General features: G+C 54.0%; 24 protein-coding genes and 1 tRNA gene. 16 read left to right on the top strand and 9 right to left on the bottom strand.

Features of this window, described 5'->3' with window-relative positions; all coding sequences use genetic code 11:
- Positions 1–80: 80 nt before the first annotated feature.
- The 3 genes from AC2IBB_RS10195 to AC2IBB_RS10185 all read right to left on the bottom strand — a co-directional run bounded on the left by AC2IBB_RS10195 (position 81) and on the right by AC2IBB_RS10185 (position 2,849).
- Positions 81–401 (bottom strand): hypothetical protein, encoded by a 321-nt coding sequence (locus tag AC2IBB_RS10195; RefSeq protein ID WP_486332756.1) that lies wholly within the window; start codon positions 399–401, stop codon positions 81–83.
- Between the two features lie 169 nt (positions 402–570).
- A complete protein-coding gene (locus AC2IBB_RS10190) occupies positions 571–1,725 on the bottom strand; it encodes an alpha/beta fold hydrolase (protein ID WP_486332755.1) in 1,155 nt (384 codons plus the stop codon).
- 86 nt (positions 1,726–1,811) lie between these two features.
- A complete protein-coding gene (locus tag AC2IBB_RS10185; RefSeq protein WP_486332754.1) occupies positions 1,812–2,849 on the bottom strand; it encodes an NADP(H)-dependent aldo-keto reductase in 1,038 nt (345 codons plus the stop codon).
- Between the two features lie 189 nt (positions 2,850–3,038).
- On the opposite strand from AC2IBB_RS10185, the gene AC2IBB_RS10180 reads away from it, so the two are divergent.
- The 6 genes from AC2IBB_RS10180 to AC2IBB_RS10155 all read left to right on the top strand — a co-directional run bounded on the left by AC2IBB_RS10180 (position 3,039) and on the right by AC2IBB_RS10155 (position 7,820).
- The gene (locus AC2IBB_RS10180) at positions 3,039–4,286 is read left to right on the top strand and encodes a glycosyltransferase family 4 protein (RefSeq protein WP_486332753.1); all 1,248 of its coding nucleotides are present in this window, start codon (positions 3,039–3,041) and stop codon (positions 4,284–4,286) included.
- Positions 4,246–4,773 (top strand): phosphatase PAP2 family protein, encoded by a 528-nt coding sequence (locus AC2IBB_RS10175; RefSeq protein WP_486332752.1) that lies wholly within the window; start codon positions 4,246–4,248, stop codon positions 4,771–4,773. Before AC2IBB_RS10180 ends, AC2IBB_RS10175 begins: the two co-directional genes overlap by 41 nt.
- 243 nt (positions 4,774–5,016) lie before the next feature.
- A complete protein-coding gene (gene minC, locus AC2IBB_RS10170; protein ID WP_486332751.1) occupies positions 5,017–5,718 on the top strand; it encodes a septum site-determining protein MinC in 702 nt (233 codons plus the stop codon).
- Positions 5,719–5,805: 87 nt separating this feature from the next.
- Positions 5,806–6,621 (top strand): septum site-determining protein MinD, encoded by an 816-nt coding sequence (gene minD, locus AC2IBB_RS10165; protein WP_127972798.1) that lies wholly within the window; start codon positions 5,806–5,808, stop codon positions 6,619–6,621.
- Entirely contained in the window at positions 6,618–6,866 is a 249-nt protein-coding gene (minE, locus tag AC2IBB_RS10160; RefSeq protein ID WP_011395660.1) for a cell division topological specificity factor MinE, read from the top strand. Before minD ends, minE begins: the two co-directional genes overlap by 4 nt.
- Positions 6,867–7,157: 291 nt before the next feature.
- Positions 7,158–7,820, top strand: coding sequence for an START domain-containing protein (locus tag AC2IBB_RS10155; protein ID WP_486332750.1), 663 nt, complete (start codon positions 7,158–7,160; stop codon positions 7,818–7,820).
- 8 nt (positions 7,821–7,828) lie between these two features.
- On the opposite strand, the gene AC2IBB_RS10150 is transcribed toward AC2IBB_RS10155, so the two are convergent.
- Positions 7,829–8,296, bottom strand: a complete 468-nt coding sequence (locus AC2IBB_RS10150; protein ID WP_486332749.1) for a CBS domain-containing protein — start codon at positions 8,294–8,296, stop codon at positions 7,829–7,831.
- Positions 8,297–8,459: 163 nt separating this feature from the next.
- Between AC2IBB_RS10150 and AC2IBB_RS10145 the strand changes: the two genes are divergently transcribed.
- The gene (locus tag AC2IBB_RS10145) at positions 8,460–9,128 is read left to right on the top strand and encodes a TetR/AcrR family transcriptional regulator (RefSeq protein ID WP_486332748.1); all 669 of its coding nucleotides are present in this window, start codon (positions 8,460–8,462) and stop codon (positions 9,126–9,128) included.
- A 262-nt stretch (positions 9,129–9,390) separates the two neighbouring features.
- A complete protein-coding gene (locus AC2IBB_RS10140) occupies positions 9,391–10,773 on the top strand; it encodes a PhoH family protein (RefSeq protein WP_486332747.1) in 1,383 nt (460 codons plus the stop codon).
- Here the strand turns inward: AC2IBB_RS10140 and AC2IBB_RS10135 are convergent.
- Positions 10,768–11,265, bottom strand: coding sequence for an ATP-dependent zinc protease family protein (locus tag AC2IBB_RS10135; RefSeq protein ID WP_486332746.1), 498 nt, complete (start codon positions 11,263–11,265; stop codon positions 10,768–10,770). The genes AC2IBB_RS10140 and AC2IBB_RS10135 overlap by 6 nt on opposite strands.
- Before the next feature lie 151 nt (positions 11,266–11,416).
- On the opposite strand from AC2IBB_RS10135, the gene phrB reads away from it, so the two are divergent.
- A complete protein-coding gene (gene phrB, locus AC2IBB_RS10130; protein ID WP_486332745.1) occupies positions 11,417–12,862 on the top strand; it encodes a deoxyribodipyrimidine photo-lyase in 1,446 nt (481 codons plus the stop codon).
- Here the strand turns inward: phrB and AC2IBB_RS10125 are convergent.
- The 4 genes from AC2IBB_RS10125 to hemA all read right to left on the bottom strand — a co-directional run bounded on the left by AC2IBB_RS10125 (position 12,842) and on the right by hemA (position 16,912).
- Complete coding sequence (locus AC2IBB_RS10125) at positions 12,842–13,594, bottom strand: molybdopterin-synthase adenylyltransferase MoeB (RefSeq protein ID WP_486332744.1); 753 nt, start codon at positions 13,592–13,594, stop codon at positions 12,842–12,844. The two genes, phrB and AC2IBB_RS10125, sit on opposite strands and share 21 nt — an antisense overlap.
- Before the next feature lie 29 nt (positions 13,595–13,623).
- Positions 13,624–14,454, bottom strand: coding sequence for a peptide chain release factor N(5)-glutamine methyltransferase (gene prmC / locus AC2IBB_RS10120; RefSeq protein WP_486332743.1), 831 nt, complete (start codon positions 14,452–14,454; stop codon positions 13,624–13,626).
- A gap of 22 nt (positions 14,455–14,476) precedes the next feature.
- Positions 14,477–15,559, bottom strand: coding sequence for a peptide chain release factor 1 (gene prfA / locus AC2IBB_RS10115; protein ID WP_486332742.1), 1,083 nt, complete (start codon positions 15,557–15,559; stop codon positions 14,477–14,479).
- A gap of 78 nt (positions 15,560–15,637) precedes the next feature.
- On the bottom strand, positions 15,638–16,912 hold the full coding sequence (gene hemA / locus AC2IBB_RS10110; RefSeq protein WP_486333941.1) for a glutamyl-tRNA reductase: 1,275 nt from the start codon (positions 16,910–16,912) through the stop codon (positions 15,638–15,640).
- Between the two features lie 343 nt (positions 16,913–17,255).
- Between hemA and AC2IBB_RS10105 the strand changes: the two genes are divergently transcribed.
- From AC2IBB_RS10105 to pth, 7 genes are all read left to right on the top strand, one after another.
- Positions 17,256–19,034, top strand: coding sequence for a tetratricopeptide repeat protein (locus tag AC2IBB_RS10105; protein ID WP_486332741.1), 1,779 nt, complete (start codon positions 17,256–17,258; stop codon positions 19,032–19,034).
- A gap of 84 nt (positions 19,035–19,118) precedes the next feature.
- Positions 19,119–19,739 carry a lipoprotein insertase outer membrane protein LolB gene (lolB, locus tag AC2IBB_RS10100; RefSeq protein WP_486332740.1) on the top strand — a complete coding sequence of 207 codons (621 nt, stop codon included), beginning with the start codon at positions 19,119–19,121 and terminating at the stop codon, positions 19,737–19,739.
- 51 nt (positions 19,740–19,790) lie between these two features.
- Positions 19,791–20,681, top strand: a complete 891-nt coding sequence (ispE, locus tag AC2IBB_RS10095; RefSeq protein ID WP_486332739.1) for a 4-(cytidine 5'-diphospho)-2-C-methyl-D-erythritol kinase — start codon at positions 19,791–19,793, stop codon at positions 20,679–20,681.
- 26 nt (positions 20,682–20,707) lie between these two features.
- Positions 20,708–20,782, top strand: a tRNA-Gln gene (locus AC2IBB_RS10090).
- Between the two features lie 64 nt (positions 20,783–20,846).
- Complete coding sequence (locus tag AC2IBB_RS10085) at positions 20,847–21,791, top strand: ribose-phosphate diphosphokinase (protein WP_011395645.1); 945 nt, start codon at positions 20,847–20,849, stop codon at positions 21,789–21,791.
- A gap of 148 nt (positions 21,792–21,939) precedes the next feature.
- The gene (locus AC2IBB_RS10080) at positions 21,940–22,569 is read left to right on the top strand and encodes a 50S ribosomal protein L25/general stress protein Ctc (RefSeq protein WP_486332738.1); all 630 of its coding nucleotides are present in this window, start codon (positions 21,940–21,942) and stop codon (positions 22,567–22,569) included.
- A gap of 6 nt (positions 22,570–22,575) precedes the next feature.
- A complete protein-coding gene (gene pth, locus AC2IBB_RS10075; protein WP_486332737.1) occupies positions 22,576–23,163 on the top strand; it encodes an aminoacyl-tRNA hydrolase in 588 nt (195 codons plus the stop codon).
- The last annotated feature ends 21 nt before the right edge of the window (positions 23,164–23,184 follow it).

The following is a 23,184-nucleotide window of genomic DNA, read 5'->3' as shown; positions in this document are numbered from 1 at the left end:
TGGAGACTTGTAGAGAAACGGCTTAACGAAAGAGTTTAGCGCCGTAACCGCGCCCTGACAAAGTCAGGCGCAGCGCTAAATCAGAAACTCCAGGAAACAGAAACGCTGACGCCTTCTTCGATTGCGTCAAAGTTGTATTGAGGCTGAGACAGCACCTGACCGAACGTCTGAGGGCGATGGCCCTGAGGATCAACGTCTACTGCGCCTTTTAAAAACTGGTTCGCCACCATCACCAGCGCCCGACGAATGCAGTCTCCCGCTCCGCCCTGGCTTACACCGGTCTGAGTGGTGTAGTTTTGGTCAGCGGGCCAAGCCGCATGCGCTGGCTCGGCAGCATCGACCTTGGAGACCTGTCCGGCAACGTTCAAAACGAGGAGGAGGGCGAATAGTCTTAACATCATAATAGCGCTGGTCTCCAAAAACTTCTTACAACTTACTGGCTCATTTCTATGGCTCTAATACTACTGTATAAATTTTACTCGCGGCGTGACTAAGTTATCAAAAGCCATACTTTCGTCTTATTTTAGCCATAATTATGACAAAAAGTAGTCTTTGTCACGTTTTTTACGCCTATGACGCTTTTTCGCCGGATCTTTGCGCCAGCCAGTCGGCGCTGATCTCCCATACATTTTGCGGGGCCTTAGCCCCGGCGAATACGCCCGCATGGCCGCCGGGCGCCACACAAAACTCCTTGTCTTCCGTAGAAACGATATCTAACACTTTGTGAGCAGCTTTGATACTGACCAATTTATCCGAGTCGCCGGCGAAAGCCAGAATCGAACACTTGATGGCGGAAAACTCTGCGGAAGTCGCTCCCATTTTCATCCGCCCTCTCGCCATCTGATTCTGCAGCCCCATCGTCACCAGCATCTCTTTGATGGTTTGCCCTGGATAATCCACCATATCGTTGAACCATTGGCTCATGGTCGTGTGATTTTTGACGAATTCACGATCCCATAGGTTCACCAGCAACTCCAGCGAACTGATCAGACTGCCCATCGGGTTAGTGAGTTTAAACGCCAGGGAGTTCACCCATCCTGGGATATGTAGAAACCGCGCAGGCAAATCCATTAGAGAAAAATTTAATACCCGGGAAATAATATTGGCGGGCCGATAGACCAATGACAGCACCCTTCCCGCCATACCGCTCTGATGCATATCCACCGGGCTGGCCACTGTCACCAAATTGCGAATATTCGGGTCCTGACTCGCCGCTGCGTACATCAGGGTCAGCAGTCCGCCCATACAGTACGAAAAAAAGGAGACGTCTTCACGGCCGCTATGCAGACGAATTTGCCGCAACGCGTCGGGCATCCACTGCATCACATAGGTTTCCAAAGACAGGTGTGAATGATCTTCCGTCACTTCGCCCCAGTCGATTAAGTAGACATCAAAGCCTTTGGCGAGAAAGTAGCGGACGATGCTGCGCTGCGGCAGAATATCGAAAATCATAGACGTCGCCGCCAAAGGCGGGACCAGCACCAAGGGGGTGTGTTGTTTCACTCTTTCGACGGGGATGGTTTCATCGCCAACCTGGATTTCATCCTCTTCCAGCGGAAGGTAATGCCGCACAGACATAATGCCATCGCGGTAAATCTCCTCGTACGGGCTGAGGTTTGCGATGAAGAAGTTCTCGGAAAACAGATAGCGCTCAAGGGCATTGAGAGCGCCCCACATCAGTTTCTCCGACCAGGCTGGGGCTTCCGCTTTTACATCCGCGACCATATTTTAGTGCTCTGTGCTGTTGTTATTGTATTTTTTATCGACTCATTCAGGCCGTGAAGCCAACCTGAATGAGCGTGGCGTACCTGTTAAGGGCATGGGAAAGTATAGCGCTGATGCGCCTCTTCCAGATCCTGCAACACCTCATTACTGAGGGTCAGGTTAGCGCTGTCGATATTTGAACGTAGCTGGTCCATGCTGGTGGCGCCAATAATGTTGCTGGTGACAAAGGGGCGAGACGTCACGAACGCCAGGGCCATCTGCGCCGGGTCCAGCCCATGTTTTTCCGCCACCTCCACGTATGTTTGTGTCGCCAGCTCTGCTTGCGCTCCCAAGTAACGACTGAAGCGGCTGAATAGTGTAATGCGCGCATTGGCGGGACGCTGTCCGCCCAGATATTTACCACTGAGGATACCAAAGGCCAAAGGCGAGTAGGCCAGCAGTCCGATGCGTTCGCGATGCGCCACCTCCGCCAGTCCAACTTCAAAGGTGCGATTCAATAAATTGTATGGATTCTGGATACTCACTGCTCTGGGCAGGTCGCGCGATTCGGCATAGTTCAGATATTTCATAGCGCCCCAGGCCGTCTCGTTGGACAACCCGATATGCCGCACTTTTCCGCTTCTCACCAAGCCCGCCAGCGCTTCCAGCGTTTCGAGAATAGGCGTAGCGTCTTCATCCTCCTTGTGCTCATAACCGAGCTTGCCGAAAAAGTTTGTATTGCGATCCGGCCAGTGCACCTGATAAAGGTCCACATAATCGGTTTGCAAACGCTTGAGACTGGCGTCTATGGCTTCGTTGATATGTGCGGCTGTGAGGCGCGGGCCGCCTCGCAAATAACTGAATGAAGCCGCGGGACCAGTCACTTTGGTGGCGATAATCAACTTGTTGCGGTCACTGCGTTTCTTCAGCCAGGAGCCCAGGTAAGCTTCAGTACGCCCTTGCGTGTCAGCCTGCGGCGGCACCGGGTACATTTCCGCTGTATCAATGAAGTTAATTCCCTGGCTCACGGCGTAATCCAACTGCTCGTGCGCTTCCGCTTCCGTATTCTGTTGCCCCCAGGTCATTGTGCCCAGACATATAGCGCTGACGTTCAGCTCCGTTTTTCCCAACTGACGGTATTGCATGGCATCCCCTTCTGAATAATTACATTGGCGGCGAACAGGCCCGCAGCCTGCGAAATATGGCGGTTGACCGCAAACCATAACGGTCGACTGCAAAAATGGCAATCGTCACAATTCTGCAATCTCGGATTAGTTTTTCTGTAACTTTGCGGGAGGAAGGTAGTCCTAGCCAAGCCATATATTGTGAGATGCATGATTTTAAAGCACAGCTTGCAGGACATTCAGGGACGAGCCGCCGATGCGGAACGGGAGCGTCCGCGCCCCAAAATCGCCATCGTGACAGAAACCTTCTTTCCCGAAATCAATGGCGTCGCCAATACCCTTCGATACGTCAGCGAAGGGTTACTGCGCCAATACCGGGTCCAGGTGGTTCACCCCAAGCAGCCTCTCGGAGAATGGCAGGATCTCATTAACAGCATGGAACACGTGCTTGTGCGCGGACGTCCGATCCCCGGGTACGGCGAGCTGAAGTTCGGCCTGCCCTGTCGTCGTCGCTTATTAAAAGCCTGGCGTCAAGACACGCCAAGCGCCGTTTATGTCGCCACCCAAGGGCCTTTGGGCTGGAGCGCCGTCAGCGCCGCCACTGAACTGGGAGTGCCGGTGATCAGCGGATTTCACACTAACTTCCACAGCTACAGCGCTTTCTACGGCTTCGGTTGGTTGACTAAACTCATCACCCGCTACCTGACCTGGTTCCACCACCGCACCCTACTGACCCTGACGCCGACCCGCCAGACAGCCGAAGCGGTATCAGGAATGGGAGTACGCAACACCCGGGTCTGGAGCCGCGGGGTGGACTGCGGGCAGTTCAGCCCTTCGCTTCGCTGCCGGCAACTGCGCGAGGAGTGGGGAGTGCGCGAAGAAAGCCCCGTATTCATCTATGTGGGACGCCTCGCCAGCGAGAAAAATATTTATCTCGCGATCGCCGCTTTCCGACGCGCCCAGCAACAGGTCAGCAAAGCGCGCATGGTGATGGTAGGCGGCGGCCCTTTGCAAGAGCGCATCGCCGCCAAACACCCGGACATCATCCTGGCGGGCGTCAAACGCGGCGACGACCTGGCGCGCCACTACGCCAGCGCAGATATTTTCCTGTTTCCCAGCCTCACCGACACCTTTGGCAATGTCGTCCTGGAGGCGATGGCCAGCGGTCTGGGGATAGTCAGTTTCGATGACGCAGCCGCCAGGGAACACCTTGAGCATGATATCAGCGGCATGCTGGCGCCACGGCAGGATTGCGACGCGTTCTGCCGCCACGCTCTGACGCTGGCGCTGCGCCCAAGCCATCTCAAGCGTCTGCGCGCCGCCGCCCGCAGCCGCGCATTGCCATTGGACTGGAGTCAGATTGTCGACCGTTTCGCACACATTCTTTTATCTGGAGAAGCCAAAGGGGGGCGCCAACATGAATCAGCCAAGAGCCTCAGAGCTGTTTCGCCGAGCTGACGAGATTGAGCAAAGCATCTGCCGCACCGCCATCGCCTGGGCCAGACGCCGCCGGCTGGCGCCGTTCTTTCGCACGGTAAGTCGCCTTGGCGACGGGATATTCTGGTACGCCCTGATCGGCGTCGTCTGCATCATTGAAGGCTGGGAAACCGGGGGCTTCATGATTGTGACCGCCCTCGTCTGCACCGCAATCTATAAGCTACTCAAGCTCTGGCTGGTGCGTGAGCGCCCCTTCATCACCTATAACGACATTACTTGCGACGCCAAAGTGCTGGATAAGTACAGTTTCCCCAGCGGCCACACCCTGCACGCGGTATGCTTCACCCTGCTGACAGCGGAAATCAGCCCCGTTCTGGCGCTGTGCGTGTTGCCCTTTACGCTTTGTGTCGCATTATCGCGAGTAGTGCTGGGCCTGCATTACCCCAGCGATGTACTGGTCGGCGCCGCTATCGGCTTTTCCATTGGCGCGACGGCGTTATCTGTATAGGTCTATAGGGCTAGAGAACAGGCCGTGCAAAAACAAGCCTAGTGGGCATATGACAAATAATTAACCCTCCCCCCTGAGGGAACTCACCGGAATCGCCTCCTGCGCGCGTTTCTCCCATGGACCCTGAGCGAACGATTAAAGTACAATCCCGGCAACGACAAAAAACGATAGGGATTAACTTTTATTATGCCGCAGGCGACTGCCGACCTATTTTCGTCACCTTGCTTGCAGTTCAAGGGTAGCATGGTTCCCCTGACCACCCTGGAGCTGTTGTATTTCGAACCGGATAAATTTTCCGAAGAACTACAGGAAAAGGTGAAGCAAGCTCCCAACCTGTTTCATAACCTGCCTATCGTCGTTGGACTCGAAAAACTGGCTGAAGCCCACTCTCCTCTCGATTTCTCCTTGATTCAAACGCTTTGCGAACAAGAAGGCATTCGCCTGATCGGGGTGAGAACGGATGCGCCGGAACAGGCTTCCGCTGCGCAAGCCGCAGGTCTTGCCGTGTTTCAGCCGTCCAGAGGAACACGTAATGCGGAGACGGAAACGCCTGTACCGGAATCGCCAACACCCAGTGCAGCCGCTGAGGCTGAGCGGGATGAAGCGCCGCCCCAGCGCGTCGCCAATCGCATAATCACCACACCCGTCCGCTCAGGGCAACAGGTGTATGCGCCCGGCGGCGATCTGATCGTGTTGGCGCCAGTCAGCGCCGGCGCGGAAATTCTGGCCGACGGCAATATTCACGTCTACGCTCCTTTACGTGGACGCGCGTTGGCGGGAGTACAGGGAGACGCGAGCGCGCGCATATTCTGCCAGAGCCTGGAGGCTGAGCTTGTATCAGTAGCGGGGCAGTATAAAATCAGTGAAGACTTACAGGGCGAGCATTGGAAACAAGCCGCGCAAATTTGCCTGGATGGGGAAAAGCTGACAATAAAGGCCATGTAGCGGCTGCAAAACAGGATCGACGGGTTGCTTTGGGAAAGAGCTTTATAATTTTCAACTTACAGAGATTGAGTGGAAAGGGTTACCAAATTGAGCAAAATTATCGTAATTACCTCAGGTAAAGGCGGTGTAGGCAAAACAACCACCAGCGCGTCGATTGCATCAGGTTTGTCGAAGCTGGGCCATAAAACGGTAGTCATTGATTTTGATGTAGGCCTGCGCAACCTCGATCTGATTCTAAACTGTGAGCGCCGCGTTGTTTACGACTTCGTCAACGTGATCAACAATGAAGCCAGCCTTAATCAGGCGCTGATCAAAGATAAATACACCGAGAATATGAGCATTCTGCCTGCGTCGCAGACCCGCGACAAAGAAGCCCTGTCAAAGGAAGGGGTGGAGCGGGTGCTGAATGAGCTGTCCGAAACCTTTGAATACATTATCTGTGACTCTCCGGCGGGCATTGAGCACGGCGCCATGATGGCTCTGTATTATGCCGATGAAGCCGTTGTCGTCACCAACCCGGAAGTTTCCTCGGTGCGCGATTCCGACCGTATTCTGGGTATTCTGCACAGCAAATCCCGTCGCGCGGAAATGGGTCTTGATCCAGTGAAAGAGCACCTGCTGCTGACCCGCTACAATCCAGAACGCGTGCAAAACGGCGAAATGCTAAGCGTGCAGGACGTAGAGGAAATTCTGGCGGTGCCGTTGCTGGGCGTTATTCCTGAGTCCAAGTCCGTTCTGACCGCCTCCAACCAGGGCGTGCCAGTTATTCACGATCAGCAGAGCGACGCAGGCCAAGCCTATGCAGACGCTGTCGCCCGCTTGCTGGGCGAAGACCGTGAACACCGTTTCCTGGACGTACAGAAAAAAGGCTTCTTCCAGCGTGTGTTTGGAGGTAAAGCATGAGCTTCTGGGATTATTTCCGCAGCAACAAGCAGGCGACCGCTTCCGTCGCGAAGGAGCGCCTGCAGATTATCGTTGCCCACGAACGCTCCCAGCGCAATCAGCCGGACTATCTGCCGCAGTTGCAGCAGGAAATTCTGGAAGTGATCGGTAAGTACGTCAAAATCAACCGGGAAGACATCCAGGTGCAGATTGACCGCAACGACGATTGCGCCGTTCTGGAACTGAACATCACCCTTCCCGAATGACACTGCCTCCGCCTGCGAGCCGCATCGACCGGCCCGCAGGCTCATTCACGCCACCTTCCGCCCGGCTCTGACAGCCTTCCTTTCTCCAGCTCGTTTCCTCATTAATTGACCATCCATAAATGGGCGGTTTTTATCATTTTGCCCTCACCGCAAGTGCTACCATAATTTCCCCGTGGCGGATAAAACCGCCCAGTCCACAATGGAGAAACAACAATAACAATGCGGCGCTTATACCAGATTCTTGCCCTTCCCGGCCACGTAACAAAAGGACTCTTGCTTAGCTCAACTATCTTGAGCGCACCTCTCTGGGCTTCGACGGACATTCCATTAGACTCCGAAAAGTGGCGTCTGGAGTTTAATAAAGATGGGGTAAAAATATTCACCATGGCGTTTCCGGGCTCGGACTTCAAAGCTTTCAAAGCGGAAACCACGCTCAACACCTCATTGCACGCTATCCTGGCGGTCATGGCGGACCCAGCATCCTGTATGAAGTGGGTGCATGGCTGCGTGGCCTCAGAAGAAGTAGAGCGGGAAAGCTTCATCAAACGTTACGCTTACTCCGTCAACGACCTGCCATGGCCTGTACGGGATCGGGACTATGTGTTGGAAATCAATACCCAAAGGGACCCCGCCACGCAAGAAGTTACGATGGACATGTACGCAGTGGAAGGAAAAGTGCCAGAAAATAGTCAGTACGTTCGAGTAAGTCAGCAGGAAACGCATTATTATTTTCAACCGCTGGAGTCGTCACAAACACGCATGATCTGGCTGCAACACACAGAGCCTGCCGGAGCAATTCCCAGTTGGCTGGTGAACGCATTGATTGTCGACATTCCGTACAAATCCATGCGCGCCCTTGAGAGCCTGGCCAACACCGCGCCCTATCGTAACGCCCGTATCCGTTATGACGACGCGGGAGAAATTATTGCCGTGGATGCTCACTCAGAACAATAAGCGAACCCTCAAACGAGTCTGTCTTTCAGCACTTTCAGCATGTCGTACGTGGTGATAATTCCCACCACCTTTTTATCACGCATGACGAAAATGCGATGCAGATGCTCTTTCATCATCAGTTCCGCCACTTCCGACAAGGGCGTGCTTTCGGTGACGTACAGCAGAATGGGAGACATGATGTCGCCCACCTCTACCGGCACTTTCACCATTTCCTCGAAAATAAACTGGCGTAAACGGCGAGCTTCTTTCTGCTCTTCCGGAGTCATTTGCGCGTCGTAGTTGGTGTCGACGTGATTGAGATGAAAGTCCGCGATGTCGGACAAGGTAGCGATACCGACCACTTCATTACGGTCATTCACCACCGGGCTGCCGGAAATGCCATTCTGCGCCAGAAACGCGCCGAATTTTTGCATTGTCCAGCTGGCGGGTACGGATTTGATATGGGGCGTCATGATGTCGCTTGCGACCAGAGTCATCGTCCAAAATCCTCTTCAGGTCGGCGGAATTATTATCGTTGCGCGAAACATTCTACTCCTCCCCCATAGCCATGCCTAGTTCACAACACCCGGAGGGGGCTTAAATGCTAGAATAACGACGTCTATGGTTTAACGATGAAGTACTAAGCAGGTAAACGTCTCAGTGAAATGCCTACCCCGGCGCAGCCGCGCCATTGACGAACAGGAAAAGGCCGCGCGCCGACACAGCATTCTGGATGCCGCCCGTTCACTCTACTTACTGCAACCGGCTCAGCTGCCGTCAGTCATCAACATCGCCCATCAGGCTGGCCTCGCCAAAGGAACGGTATACCTCTATTTCAAAACCAAGGAAGAGATCTTTCTCGACCTGCTCGGCGGCTTGTATCAGCAGTTGCTGACCGAAATGGCGAATATCGCCGACGGCGCGGTGACGTCTAACGACGATCTGGTCGACAACCTTATTGATCAAACCATTCGTTTTGTACAAGAGCACCCTCACTTCATGCCCCTGGCTTCCATGACCAGCTCCGTTCTCGAACGCAATGTCGAAGCAGAGCGCGTGGCCGACTTCAAGGCGGAGCTGATGGGGCGCATTCAAATTCTGGCCGTCGGCTTGCGGCGTCATTTGCCACAACTGACTGAATCCCAATGTCTCAACTTACTGCTCCATACTAATGCGCTATTGCTGGGGCTATGGCAGATGCAAAGCGTCCCGGCGCAGGTGAAAGAGGTATTGATACAACGCAATCTCGACGCACTGGTTCTCGCTTTCGAACCCGCTTTGCGCGAATCCATGAGTCTGCTCTGGCGTGGAGCCCTGCAATCTATCTAATCTGTTTTTTCTTATTTCAGGTGCTTCCAAAATTACATGTGTAGGTTATTATGCAAGTGAGGGACGTTAAATGACCTTTCGGTTACCGCATAAAAACCGGCCCTTTAGCGTCGAACAATAACCAGACATCAATGGCAGGGAGTGGGTTGTTGATTCAATCCTACATATTCCTCACACATCCTCACATTCGACCATCAGGCGCAAGCAGCGCCAACCACTCCCAGACACGTTGCTGCTCATCAACCGGCAAAGGAAATAAAGCATGGCGCGATCCCGTTCGCAATTGAAGACCTATGTGCTTGACACCAACGTCCTTATTCACGATCCAAACGCCATTCTCAACTTCGAAGAACATCAAGTCGTCATTCCCATTACAGTGCTGGAGGAGTTAGACCGTCTGAAGACCGGCAAGTCATCCATTGCCGCCGATTGCCGTCAGGCGATTCGCCTGATCGATAAATTACTGGGAGACGCCACACCCAAAGAGATAGAAAAAGGCGTGCCTATAGTACGCGTGGCGAAAGGCGAGCCTCTGGGAACCATTTCCATACTCATGGACCTGGAAGGCCACCATCAGGTGCAACTACCAGAGACCCTCAACGACAACAAGATCATAAATGCCCTGGTGACGCTCCAGAGCAAACACAAATCCCGCCCCACCATCCTGGTCAGCAAAGACATCAACATGCGCCTGAAAGCCAGAGCCTGCGGCGTGGAAGCAGAGGATTATCATACAGACCAGCTGATCGACGACATTGATCTGCTGCCTAAAGGTTACCAGGAGTTCAACCACAGCTTCTGGGATAACATCAACAAAGTGGAGACACTGCAAAAAGACAGCCTCACCGAACACGTTATCCCTCGCCTGCCGGAGTTGAAGGACTTAAACCGCAATGACTTCATCATCGATGAACAGGGGTTCGTAGGGCGAGTTTCCGATTTTCGAGATGATCACATGGTGGTCCGCGACCTGTCTCGCGATAAGTTGCTGCAGCAGGAGGCCTGGGGCCTGACGCCCCGTGATATCTACCAGGCGGTAGCGCTCCAGCTGTTGCTGGACCCGGATATTCACTTGGTCAACCTCACCGGCGCCGCGGGTTCAGGCAAGACCATTCTGGCTCTGGCCGCGGCAATCGAAATGACGGTAGCAAGCAAGCGCTACAAACGTATTATCGTCACCCGCAGCACACAGGGACTTGATGAGGATATCGGCTTCCTGCCCGGCACCGAGGCGGAGAAGATGGAGCCCTGGCTGGGCGCCATCACCGATAATCTGGAGGCGCTGCATCATGATGATGAGAATATGTCCGCCAGCGTGGAGTACATCCTGCAAAAAGTGCCGATACAGTTCAAATCGCTTAACTACATCCGTGGACGCAGTTTTCAGCACAGCCTGATCGTTATCGACGAATGCCAGAACCTCACGCCACATCAGGTGAAAACCATCATCACCCGCGCTGGCAACGGCAGTAAGGTAGTCTGCCTCGGTAATCTGGCGCAGATCGACACGCCTTACCTGAACGCGCCCAGTTCAGGCCTGACCTATATGACCGAGCGCTTCCGCGGCTTCAAGCACGGCGCGCATGTTCATTTGCGCGGCGTGCCCAGATCCGCCCTGGCGGAGTTTGCGGAAGCCAACTTATGACTTCCTGATTTTCCCCATCAAATAGGAGGCGGCCGGATTCACCTGTATCCGGCCCGCCATAGCGGTGCGTCCCAGCAACATACGAAAGCGCATGCTGTCGCGATTGGTGAGCGTCATCTCCACCGGCCAAGCGTGCCCGCCAACCTGGAGTAAAGTGCTGATAACGTAGCGCATCTCCCGATGGCCGCCTGAATCCGACACCATACGCTGGTCAATTACCGCTGCATCACACTCAATGACTTTTTCACTATCGCCCTGAACCGGGTGAATCGCAAAGCGTACTCGCAGCCCCGTTGGCGACTCGTATGATTCCAATTCAAACGCGTGCAGCGCGGACGTTCTCGCTCCAGTATCCACCTTCGCCTTGATCCTGGGGATGCCCAATTCCGGCAACGACACCCACTCCCGCCAACCGACCACCACATGTTCTCTTCCGCTCTGAAGATCGCCTTTCGCCCTATCTTCCTGCTTGTTCAACACGCCCTCAGTCATTCTTAAATCCACTCAACATGCTTCACAGCCACTCCACAATTATTGCGCACCAAGAAGTTCTCTTCCGGGGCGTCCATTCATAAACTTTATGCGTAAATAACATAACCCGAGATACGTAAATCGCAAACAAATAATCCTAAAAGGAGTCCCTATGCCGCGAACCCTGCACTGGTTCCGTAATGACCTGCGCACCCGCGACAACCCGGCATTATACGCCGCAGCCCAGCGCGCCAGAGAACAGAATTCTGAGCTGATCGCCTGCTTCCTGATGAGCCCGGAGCAATGGCGCAACCATGACATGGCCGATATCAAGCTGGACTTCATGCTGCGTAATCTCAAAGCGCTGCGAACTGAGCTGTCCGACTTGAATATCCCTCTGTATATTCTAGACGCTCTCCGCTTTGACGAAGCCCCGGAGAAGCTTCTTTCGTTTATGCAACAGCATCAATGTGACGCATTAACCTTTAATGAAGAGTTTGGCGTTAACGAGAGACGCAGAGACAAAGCCGTCAATGAAGCATTGAACTCACAGGGCTTGCAAGCCCTCAAGTTCCGCGATCAAAGCATTCTTCCCGCCGGCTCAATCCGCACCGGGCAAGGCGCGCCTTATGCCGTTTTTACCCCCTATAAACGCGCCTGGTTTTTACAATGCCCAGAGCACATTGAACTTTGGCCTGCGCCAGAGAAACAGCCATCGCCAACGCACTCAGCCAAAGACGACATACCTGAATCCGTGTCAGGCTTTAACAAGGTCTCTTCGCAGGCTTACGCCGCCGGTGAGGACGCAGCCCTGCAGAAGCTGGACGAATTTCTGGAGCAGAAGGTTGACCGTTATCATGAGCGACGAGATTTTCCCGCCATTGACGGCGTCAGCCAACTGTCCCCTTACCTCGCCCTGGGTGTGCTCTCCGGTCGGCAATGCTTTCTCGCCGCACAACGGCATCGCCATACATCGCCAAATGCGGGCGAAGGCGTGGACACCTGGATAAGTGAATTGATCTGGCGGGATTTCTACATTCATATTCTGTATGACTTTCCCCGCATCAGCATGACGAAAGCGTTCAAAGAGGAAACGGAAAACCTGCAGTGGCGACATTCTGAAAAAGATTTTCAGGCATGGTGCGAAGGGAAAACAGGAATACCCATCGTTGACGCCGCCATGCGGCAGCTGAATCAAACGGGGTGGATGCACAATCGGCTACGGATGATCTGCGCCATGTTTCTAAGCAAAAATCTGTTGCTGGATTGGCGCCAAGGCGAGCGCTACTTTATGCGCAGATTGATAGACGGCCACCTCGCGGCCAATAACGGAGGCTGGCAATGGAGCGCTTCCACCGGCGTCGACGCCGCGCCTTATTTCCGCATGTTCAACCCGGTAGCGCAAAGTGAACGGTTCGATCCCAATGGGGACTTTATTCGTCACTATGTGCCCGAGCTGGCCGAGCTATCGACCAAACTCATCCATCACCCCCCGGCGGACGCCAGGAATCGGCTGGGTTATCCAGCTCCAATAGTGGATTTGAAAGCCAGCCGCGAGCGGGCGCTGCAGGCGTTTCGGGACCTTAAAGACACGACCTCACCCGCAAACAGCGCATGATGGGTCTTTGCGCACCTTGAATTCGCGCCACTGCATGGTTTTTCCATCGAGCAACAACAGCCTGCCGGCGCAGGTATCGCCAAATCCACTTAGGATTTTCACCGCTTCCAGCGCCTGCAGGCTGCCGATAACGCCAACCAGAGGCGCAATAACGCCCGCCTCGGAACAGGTCAGCTGCTGTTCGGACAACATTCCGTAAAGGCAGTGATAACAGGGGGTGTCGCCTCTGCGTGGATCAAATACCGCCAGTTGTCCTTCGGAACGAATCGCCGCTCCTGACACTAGAGGCTTGCCGTGGCGTACGCAAGCCTCGTTAACCGCTGACCGGGTAGCGAAGTTATCAGTACAATCCAGCACGACATCCACATCCGCAATCGCTGCGGACAATGACTCATCCTGCAGAGGCTGAGTAATGGTCTCTACTCTGACATCCGGATTGATATCAGCAATCGCGCGTCGCACGGACTCAGCCTTGTTGACGCCAACGTCCTGCTCTCTATGAGCGATCTGGCGCTGCAAGTTGGACAGATCCACCGCATCGAAATCCGCAAGCACCATACGTCCGCAACCGGCTGCGCCCAGATACATTGCGGCGGGACACCCAAGGCCGCCCAACCCGATAACCAGCGCGGAGCCGTTTCGCAACGCTTCCTGACCCGCGATATCGAAATCCGGCATCATGATCTGCCGGTTGTAGCGCATCAGCAGCGTATCGTTCATTTCATCCCGCATAGCATCCTCCATACCTTGGCGCGCCAGCGCTATACAGGCAAGCGCCCCAGGGTGATTCGATCATGTCCCGCCAAGTCTTGATGAGTCCGCACGCCAACGTAACCGGCATCGGAAAAAATTTCGCGCACCGCAGCGCCTTGATCGTAGCCATGCTCCACCGCCAGCAAACCACCCGCCAGCAAGTGTCGCTCGCCGCCAGCGGCGATCACGCGTATATCCGCCAATCCATGATCTGCAGCCACCAGCGCAGAGGCAGGTTCAAAGCGCACATCCCCTTGCTTCAGGTGGACATCCAGGACATCAATGTAGGGAGGGTTACTGACAATGGCATGGAACTGTTCATCCGCTATAGCCTCATACCAATTGGAACGCAGGCATTGTACGTTCGCCAGCCCAAGCGACTGAGCATTAGCCGTCGCTAATTCAACCGCTTCCTGACTCAAATCCACCGCGGTCAAGCGCCAGTCAGGATGCTCATGGGCCAGCGCGCAGGCAACTGCGCCGGTCCCTGTTCCCAAATCCAGCAGCTTGGCTCCGGCGGGCAAGGCTTCTTCGAGGACCAGCTCAACCAGCAGTTCGGTTTCTGGTCGTGGGATCAACGTGGCGGGACTGACTTGAAACTCCAACGACCAAAACTCCCGCTTGCCGATCAGGTGCGCCACTGGTCGGCCTGTTTCACGCTCGGCGACAAGCCGCTGATACGCCTGCAAGGCAGGCTCATCCAACAGGCTGTCGTTATGGCTGATCAGATAAGTCCGCCCTTTCCCCAATACATGAGCAAGCAGCACTTCAGCGTCTAGCTTGGGACTGTCTGTCTCAAGCCGGCTTTTCGCCCAGGCCAGGGCTTCGTCTATGCGCATAAGTCCGGTCCCGGTTTATCGCTTATTCGCTGATGCTGGCCAGCATCTCCGCCTGATACTCTTGCAGCAAAGGCTGGATTACCGGATCGAGATCGCCCTGCACCACTTCCTCCAGTTTGTACAAAGTCAGGTTGATGCGGTGATCTGTGATACGCCCTTGTGGATAATTGTAGGTGCGGATACGTTCGGAGCGGTCGCCGCTGCCCACCAGCGATTTACGCGTCTGAGCCTGTTCCTTTGCTTGTTTTTCCTGCGCGGAGGAAAGCAGCTTGGCTTTCAGCAGCGACATGGCTTTAGCGCGGTTTTTGTGCTGCGAACGCTCGTCCTGACATTCCACGACAATGCCTGACGGCAAGTGGGTGATGCGAATAGCGGAGTCGGTTTTGTTAACGTGCTGACCACCCGCCCCGGAAGCGCGGTAAGTATCTACACGCAAGTCTGCGGGATTAATGTCGACGTCGCCCACTTCTTCAACTTCAGGAAGAATCGCCACCGTGCAGGCCGAGGTGTGAATGCGGCCTTGCGATTCCGTCTCGGGCACCCGCTGCACGCGATGAGCGCCGGATTCGAATTTCAGCAAACTGAAGACATTATCGCCAGCAACGCGACTGATCACTTCTTTATAACCGCCATGTTCGCCAGGACTTTCGCTGACGATCTCCACTTTCCACTTCTTCAGTTCGGCGTAGCGGGAATACATGCGGAACAGGTCGCCAGCGAAAATAGCCGCCTCATCGCCGCCAGTGCCTGCACGAATTTCAAGGAACACGTTGGAGCCATCACGCGGGTCGCGGGGCAACAACAGTATCTGCAGATCTTTCTCTAACTGCTCGCTGGACTCTTCCGCCGCGGCCAGTTCTTCTTTCGCCATTTCCCGCATGTCCGCATCACTGTCGTTGAGCAACAGCTTGGACTCGTCAATGGCGTTTAACGCGTTCTGGTACTCCTGATAGCATTGCACCACCGGCTCCAGTTCCGCGTATTCTTTCGACAATTCTTTAAACTTTTCCTGAACGCTGATGATATCCGGGTCGGAGAGCAGCGCCCCTACTTCCTCATAACGATCTTTCAAAAGATCGAGCTTTAACTTAATCGATTCTTTCATAAACCAATAACCATAGTGAAATTACGCAGTCGACCGAAACGGGGATAGAGGTTGGCCGGATTCCGGCCTCAACGGACGCTAATCGTTCTTAACTTTTTCATCCGGAAGCTGAAACAGATCCCGCAACCAGCCAGTCACTTCCTGACGCCCTTCCGCAGAAGCGCGACGAACCTGAACGGTAGGATGGTGTATCAGCTTATTGGTGAGTCCATGAGCCAGCATGCGCAGGACGGATTCGGGGTCGTCCCCCCGGTTAAGCAGTCTGATGGCTTTCTGCAGCTCTGCGTCGCGGACGCCTTCCGCCTGATCGCGAAAGCGCCGCAAAACCGACACCGAATCAAGAGCGCGCAGATGATACATGAAATCCGCAGCGCCTGCCGCAATCAAACGCTCAGCTTCCTCAGCAGCGCCTTCCCGCGACTTCATGTTGTCTTCGATGACTTGACGCAGGTCGTCCACGGTATAGAGGTATACGTCTGCGAGTTCGCTGACTTCCTCTTCGATATCTCTGGGAACGGCAATATCCACCATAAACATGGGTTTATGCTTGCGTCGCTTAAGCGCCTTCTCCACCGCCCCCTTACCAAGGATAGGCAGCGGACTGGCGGTGGAAGCGATAACGATATCCGCGCGATGCAGATATTCGGGAATATCGGAAAGCCCGATCGCGCAGCCATGGAACTCCGCTGCAAGATCTCTGGCCCGGGAAAGCGTACGATTGGCGACGATCAACGAGCGCACGCCGGCGCGGTATAAATGACGCGCCACTAGCTCGATGGTCTCTCCCGCGCCAATCAACAAAGCGGTATTCTGCTCCATATCGGAGAAGATATGCGACGCCATGCTTACCGCTGCATAAGCCACGGAGACAGGGTTCTCCCCAATGGCGGTTTCTGTACGCACCCGCTTCGCGACAGCGAACGCGTGCTGGAACAGACGATCCAATGAGCCGCCCACTGAGCCAACAGCCCTGGCCGAGGCGTGCGCCTCTTTCATTTGCCCGAGAATCTGCGGTTCGCCCAGCACCATAGAGTCAATGCCGCTGGCGACACGCATCATGTGCTGCGCGGCGTCTTCATCATTATATATATTGCAACAGGCTTTCAGTTCGGTAAGGCTGACTTGATGATAATGCCCAAGCCACTCAATCAGGCCTGATTCGTCCGGCTCACCCGGGGAGGAACAATAGAGTTCCGTGCGATTGCACGTGGATAGAATAGTGACTTCATCGATGTCAGGGCGGCGACACAGGTGCGCCAGCGCATCCGCCACTTTCTCCGGGCCGAACGCCACCTTCTCCCGGATCGCAACCGGGGCGGTTTTATGATTAATACTTATAACAAAAAGCGCCATAACAACCAGGACATCTCCCAAGCCGGCGATCATTTTAACGCGCTGACCGCTGCGCACAATGATTTATCTTAAAAAATATACCGAAATCACTGCAGAGAACTTTTAATCTAAAACAAATTATAGGCGGACAGTCCTAAATTTTCCGCACCCAGCATCCGCCCCCACTCAGGTAAAACTCACACCAAAACAGGTCAAAGAGAGAAGGTTTTACGCCGCTCCAATTCAGGCTTTGAGCGGTTAACAAGCTTTAATGAATAGAGCTATGCTAAGTAGGAGGTATATGCTAGCTTGTCAGCAAACCTCTCGATTAAACGTCATAAGACCGGTAACTAAGATAGTATCAATGAAATATTTGCATCGAGCGCTGCTAAGCGCGGTGGTTTGTGTTGTTTTCCCCGGCTGCAGTCAGATGGCCGGCCTGCAAAAAACACAAGAAGTGACGGACCCCGTCACACAACGCCCCATCCCGGTGCTTCAAGCCTACGATGACGCCGAGCTTGCCCCCGCCCCGGAAGAACAGTCTCCTTACCCGCAACAATTCAGCCGCTCTACCTTGCTGGATTTGCTGACCGCCGAAATCGCCGGACAGCGTGGACAGGTGGAGATGTTGCTGCAGAATTATCTGAAAGTCGCTCGCGAAACCCGCGATATAGGCGTTATACGCCGAGCGCTAAACGCCGCACAATATATTAAAGACGACGCGGCCATGACGGAAATGACGCTGCTATGGACGGAGGTGGAGCCGGACAATGTAGACGCGCATCAGCTAGCCGCCTTTCAGCTCATCAAACAAAAGCAGTATCCAGATGCGCTGTCACATATGGAGCAAGTGCTAGAGCTTGAAGGCCCTACGACTTTCGATCGCCTTGCCGTCCACGCCAAGAATCTGACTGACGAAGAAAAGAGAGAGCTGCTTAATCTGTACAAGCAGATCCTGGCTCGCCACCCTGAAAACGGCGAACTCATGTACGGTTACGCGGTGCTGCAAGAAATAAATGGTATGGAGGAGGCTGCGCTCGCCAGCACCGATCCATTGTTAACAACTTCACCAAACAATCCTGCGGTGATCGCACTGCGCGCCCGCCTGCTGAAAAGCGTCAAGGGCGTCGACGTCTCTCTTGCTTACCTTAAAAAGCAATACGCAAAGCATCCTGACGAAGTACAGGTCGGCGCTCTGTACGCTCGCACACAGATTGAGGCTCACGATTTCGACGCCGCGCAATCCATATATAAGGAGCTAATGAACCGCTTCCCTAATACGCCTCACCTGAAGCTTTCCTATGCGCTGGTCTCTCTGGAGAACCAACATACACAGGTAGCCCGCAAGCATCTGGAAGAGCTGGTGAAGCAAGGCCAACACCTGAATGAAGCTCACTTTTATCTGGCCCGTATCGCCGACCAGGACGACCGAGTTGAAGACGCCATCCAGCATTATCAGAATGTGACCCGCGGCGGCCACTACTTCAACGCCTTGGCCCGCTCCGCCTATCTGCTGATTCGCTCTGGTCGCCAAAGCGAAGCGGAAGCCGCCTTCACTGAAGCCAGGGAAAGTTTACCTTCCCAGGCCAGTCAGCTGTGGGAGCTGCAAATCAACCTTATGCTGGAGCTGGACGACCTGGACGTCGCATTAAAGTTATCCGACCAAGCGGTAGAGGAATACCCCGAGGACCTGCAACTGCTGTACGCCCGGGCTATGCTGAAAGATCGCATGGGAATGCTGGAAGGCATGGAGGACGATCTGCGTCAGATTATTGCACTTGACCCGGATAACGCTGTCGCCCTGAACGCGCTGGGATACACGCTCGCAGACCGCACCGAGCGGACACAGGAGGCGTACAGCCTGATAAATAAAGCATTGGAGCTGGACCCTGGCAACCCCGCCATTCTCGATAGCATGGGCTGGGTATTATTCCGTCTGGGCAAACCCGACGAAGCGGTCGGTTTCCTGCAAGAAGCCTATTCAAAGTTCCCTGACCCGGAGGTCGCCTCACACCTGGGCGAAGTACTCTGGTCTCTCGGCAGGCAGGAGGACGCCAAAAGTATCTGGCGTGAAGCCTTGAACACAAAACCGGATCACCGGCTTCTAAATGAAACATTAAAGCGCCTGAACGTAGACCTTTAACCCCTCGTTACGCACTCCAGGGCGAGATGACGCTCCCGCCCCGGGTCACCGTCTAAAAATCATTCACGGAAACGGACGCGATAGATGCCTATAACACTTCCAGGCGGACGCCTCTTCGCCGCCTTACTAACCACTTTAATTGCTTTAAGCGGTTGCCAGCTGACGCCCCCCAGGGAAACAACCCTGAATGCGCCAAGTGACTGGTCCCAACGAAAAGCCAATCTGCAGGCATTTGATCATTGGCGACTACAGGGCAAACTGAGCGTACGCAGAGGCGACAGACTGGATAGCGCCATCATCAATGAGTGGAGCCAACAGGGAGACCGTTTCGCCATTCACGTCTCATCCTCTTTATTAGGCTTGGGCGCCACACAAATAGAAGGCTCCCCCCAGGGCATTCGTCTCTCGCAACCTGATAACGAACCTTTATTTTCCGACCGCCCCCAACAATTACTGGAACACGCACTAGGCTGGTCAATCCCCATTGAATCACTCCCCTACTGGGTGCGCGGCGCGCCTGATACAAAAGACTCCTACCAACTGACCTTTAGTGTTGACGGCGAACTGGCCACCATTGAGCAGAACGGATGGCTGGTGGAATATACCCGATTCACACAAATCGGCGACTTGTCGCTCCCAGAGAAAATCACGCTTACCAGTGAAGACGCCCGCGTCAAGCTCGCCATCACTGAGTGGCGCCCCTGAGCCCTCCCCAATAAACCGTGGCAATACCGGCTTTAGCAGATTCGACTCACTATGCGCACTGACACTCTGACATTAAGCTCTCCAGCGAAACTTAATCTCTTCTTGCACATCACTGGCAGGCGCCCAGATGGCTATCATGAGTTACAAACACTGTTTCAGTTACTGGATTACGGCGACAGTCTGAGCTTTACCCTCAGGAATGATCAACGTACAACGTTGAAGCCAAATCTCCCCGGCGTACCGGAAGCCGACAATCTCATCATAAAGGCAGCCCATTTATTAAAAGAGCATATGATGGCGACCACCCCAACCAAAGCCGAGAAAATCAGCGGAGTCTCCATCTATATAGATAAGAAACTGCCAATGGGCGGCGGCATCGGCGGCGGCAGTTCAAACGCAGCAACAACGTTGCTGGCATTAAACCAACTGTGGAATGCAGATCTCGATATTGAGACATTATCAACGTTGGGACTAAAACTTGGCGCGGACGTACCTGTATTCGTACGCGGCGCGACGGCTTTCGCTGAAGGCGTGGGAGACCTTCTCCATCCCGTCGACACTCAGGAAAAATGGTATCTCGTCGTCCACCCAAATCTTCACATATCCACCGCGAAAATTTTTTCAGATAAGTGGTTGACAAGAGACACCCCAAAAAGCACAATAGCGCCCGCTCTTGAGGGAGATCTCGAAAACCTCCGAAACGACTGTGAAACAGTAGTTTGCAGGATGTACCCAGAGATTCGCGAGGCGATAAATTGGCTAGAACGATTTTCGCCAGCTAGATTAACCGGAACAGGGGCCTGCATCTTTGCAAGCTTCTCCGAAAAAAAGCGAGCGGAATATGTTCTCTCCCAAATGCCGACAAAATATCACGGCTTTGTCGCCAAGAGCATTAATGAATCGCCGGTTCTTAAAGAACTTAAAAGATGGCGAAATCATTAAAACTGACAGCAGAAATGCGACTCCACTGGGGTGTAGCCAAGCGGTAAGGCAGCGGGTTTTGATCCCGTCATGCGTAGGTTCGAATCCTACCACCCCAGCCAACTTCAAATTCCATTCCTTTAAAAATTCATTATTTGCCTAGACGCTATTATGAAGGTACGTCCCGTGTCCAAGTTAATGGTTTTTACCGGCCAAGCAAACCCCGAACTAGCCAAGAACGTCGTTGATACGCTCCATATCCCTATGGGCGCCGCCGCCGTCACCCGCTTCAGCGATGGTGAAGTATCGGTGGAAATCAACGAAAACGTGCGCGGTCGGGACGTTTTCATTATTCAGCCTACTTGTGCGCCCACCAATGACAATTTGATGGAACTGGTGGTTATGGCTGATGCACTGAGAAGAGCTTCGGCAGGAAGAATCACTGCAGTCATCCCCTATTACGGCTACGCCCGCCAGGATCGCAGACCACGCTCTTCCCGCGTCCCCATCAGCGCAAAAGTAGTCGCAGATATCCTTACTGGCGTCGGCATTAATCGCGTCCTCACCGTCGACCTGCACGCCGACCAGATCCAAGGCTTCTTCCACATTCCCGTGGATAATGCATACGCCACCCCGGTCATGCTTGACGATATAGAACGCCGCAATTTTGAAAACTTCGTTGTCGTCTCTCCAGATGTCGGCGGCGTCGTACGCGCTCGCGCATTCGCGAAACGCCTGGATGACGCAGATCTGGCCATCATCGACAAGCGTCGCCCACGAGCCAATGAAGCCCAGGTTATGCACATTATTGGCGAGGTTCAGGACAAAGTCTGCATCCTGGTCGACGATATCGTGGATACAGCCGGAACCCTTTGTAAAGCCGCCAACGCATTAAAAGAGCATGGCGCAAGCAAAGTTATTGCTTACATCACTCACCCCGTACTGTCCGGCCCGGCTATCGAAAACATCGAGAATTCCGTACTGGATGAGCTTGTTGTCACAGATACAATCCCATTGAGTGACAAAGCCCAGAAATGTGATAAAATCCGCCAGCTTTCTTTGGCGGGCCTATTGGCCGAGTCGATTCGCCGCGTTTGCAACGAAGAATCGATCAGCGCCATGTTCGGATAATTATCCTGTTTTATAACAGGATAAAATGACAAAGCTTCCTTCAAGGAAGCTTTGTTTGTTTAAGACACCGGCGATTTTCGACCGGTCATTACAATCCCCTTCAAATCTGGTCGCGGATCTGCAGGGTTAAAAAACCGAGGAAATACACATGAGTAATGAATTTAGCTTAAACGCTGAAAAGCGTGACGTTCAGGGGAAAGGTGCGAGCCGCCGCCTACGTCGCATCGACGGCAAAGTTCCTGGCATCATCTACGGCGGCGAAGCAGCGCCCGTAGCAGTTTCCCTCAGCCACAACGAGCTGAGCCACGCCCTGCAGAATGAAGCGTTCTACTCTCACATTCTGACTCTGGACGTTGAAGGAACCAGCGAGTCCGTTATCCTGAAAGACCTGCAACGCCACCCTTACAAGCCGATCATCATGCACGCAGACTTTCTGCGCGTACAAAAAGATCAGAAATTGCACGTAAATGTTCCTCTGCACTTCATTAACGAAGACAAGTGCGAAGGCGTACGTCAAGGTGGCGGCAACATTTCTCACCAGCAAACAGAAGTCGAAGTAGTGTGCTTGCCAGCCAACCTGCCAGAGTTTATCGAAGTCGACATGACTTCCGTACAGGTTGAGCAAATCCTGCATCTTTCCGACCTGAAGCTGCCTGCAAACGTTGAACTGGCTGAACTGTTGAAAGGCGCAGACCACGACCTGCCTGTTGTTGCAGTACACAAGCCGAAAGGCGCCAAGGCCGATGAGGCTGACGAAGCCGAAGGCGAGGCCGAATAAGGCTCCATGGCGAGACCCATTCGCGCCATTGTCGGGCTGGGAAACCCCGGCCCCGACTATGCTCAGACCCGGCATAACGCCGGGGCTCTCTGGTTAGAGCATCTGACCAGAAAGAAAGGGCTGCTCTTAAGACCAGACAAAAAGCTTCACGGCGACTATTGCAAGATATCCATCGCTGGCGAAGACATCCACCTGCTATTTCCCACCACCTTTATGAACCGCAGCGGCCAGTCCGTTCTGAGCCTCAGCCAGTTCTACAAGATTGAGTTGGAGAATATACTGGTGGCGCACGATGAACTGGATATTGACGCTGGAACGCTCCGCCTCAAGTTCGGCGGCGGCCATGGTGGACATAACGGCCTACGCGACATCATTCGCTGCTTCGGCGGCAATAAAGACTTTCCTCGCATGCGACTGGGCATTGGCCATCCCGGAGATAAAAGCAAAGTGACAGGCCACGTCCTTGGCAGAATCAACAAAGAGGACACAGATAAGCTGGAATCAGTATTTTGCCAGATGGACACCCACTTGGAGGCAATCATTTCCGGTCAGTGGGATACCGCCATGAACCGTCTGCACAGCTTTCGCGCCTGACGTAATTCCTCCCCTGCTAGC

The organism is Hahella sp. NS-SX17 (genome assembly GCF_057367735.1).
This window is presented reverse-complemented; position numbering and strand designations above follow the sequence as displayed.

Bases quoted from the DNA above. Each gene is read 5' to 3' on its own strand.
- prmC (WP_486332743.1), bottom strand. From the start codon at position 14,454: ATGCGCATAGACGAAGCCCTGGCCTGGGCGAAAAGCCGGCTTGAGACA.
- minE (WP_011395660.1), top strand. From the start codon at position 6,618: ATGAGCTTCTGGGATTATTTCCGCAGCAACAAGCAGGCGACCGCTTCC.
- AC2IBB_RS10175 (WP_486332752.1), top strand. From the start codon at position 4,246: ATGAATCAGCCAAGAGCCTCAGAGCTGTTTCGCCGAGCTGACGAGATT.
- AC2IBB_RS10080 (WP_486332738.1), top strand. From the start codon at position 21,940: ATGAGTAATGAATTTAGCTTAAACGCTGAAAAGCGTGACGTTCAGGGG.
- AC2IBB_RS10180 (WP_486332753.1), top strand. From the start codon at position 3,039: ATGATTTTAAAGCACAGCTTGCAGGACATTCAGGGACGAGCCGCCGAT.
- AC2IBB_RS10105 (WP_486332741.1), top strand. From the start codon at position 17,256: ATGAAATATTTGCATCGAGCGCTGCTAAGCGCGGTGGTTTGTGTTGTT.
- AC2IBB_RS10185 (WP_486332754.1), bottom strand. From the start codon at position 2,849: ATGCAATACCGTCAGTTGGGAAAAACGGAGCTGAACGTCAGCGCTATA.
- AC2IBB_RS10140 (WP_486332747.1), top strand. From the start codon at position 9,391: ATGGCGCGATCCCGTTCGCAATTGAAGACCTATGTGCTTGACACCAAC.
- AC2IBB_RS10190 (WP_486332755.1), bottom strand. From the start codon at position 1,725: ATGGTCGCGGATGTAAAAGCGGAAGCCCCAGCCTGGTCGGAGAAACTG.
- AC2IBB_RS10135 (WP_486332746.1), bottom strand. From the start codon at position 11,265: ATGACTGAGGGCGTGTTGAACAAGCAGGAAGATAGGGCGAAAGGCGAT.
- AC2IBB_RS10125 (WP_486332744.1), bottom strand. From the start codon at position 13,594: ATGCGGGATGAAATGAACGATACGCTGCTGATGCGCTACAACCGGCAG.
- pth (WP_486332737.1), top strand. From the start codon at position 22,576: ATGGCGAGACCCATTCGCGCCATTGTCGGGCTGGGAAACCCCGGCCCC.
- ispE (WP_486332739.1), top strand. From the start codon at position 19,791: ATGCGCACTGACACTCTGACATTAAGCTCTCCAGCGAAACTTAATCTC.
- hemA (WP_486333941.1), bottom strand. From the start codon at position 16,912: ATGGCGCTTTTTGTTATAAGTATTAATCATAAAACCGCCCCGGTTGCG.
- lolB (WP_486332740.1), top strand. From the start codon at position 19,119: ATGCCTATAACACTTCCAGGCGGACGCCTCTTCGCCGCCTTACTAACC.
- AC2IBB_RS10150 (WP_486332749.1), bottom strand. From the start codon at position 8,296: ATGACTCTGGTCGCAAGCGACATCATGACGCCCCATATCAAATCCGTA.
- phrB (WP_486332745.1), top strand. From the start codon at position 11,417: ATGCCGCGAACCCTGCACTGGTTCCGTAATGACCTGCGCACCCGCGAC.
- prfA (WP_486332742.1), bottom strand. From the start codon at position 15,559: ATGAAAGAATCGATTAAGTTAAAGCTCGATCTTTTGAAAGATCGTTAT.
- AC2IBB_RS10195 (WP_486332756.1), bottom strand. From the start codon at position 401: ATGATGTTAAGACTATTCGCCCTCCTCCTCGTTTTGAACGTTGCCGGA.
- minC (WP_486332751.1), top strand. From the start codon at position 5,017: ATGGTTCCCCTGACCACCCTGGAGCTGTTGTATTTCGAACCGGATAAA.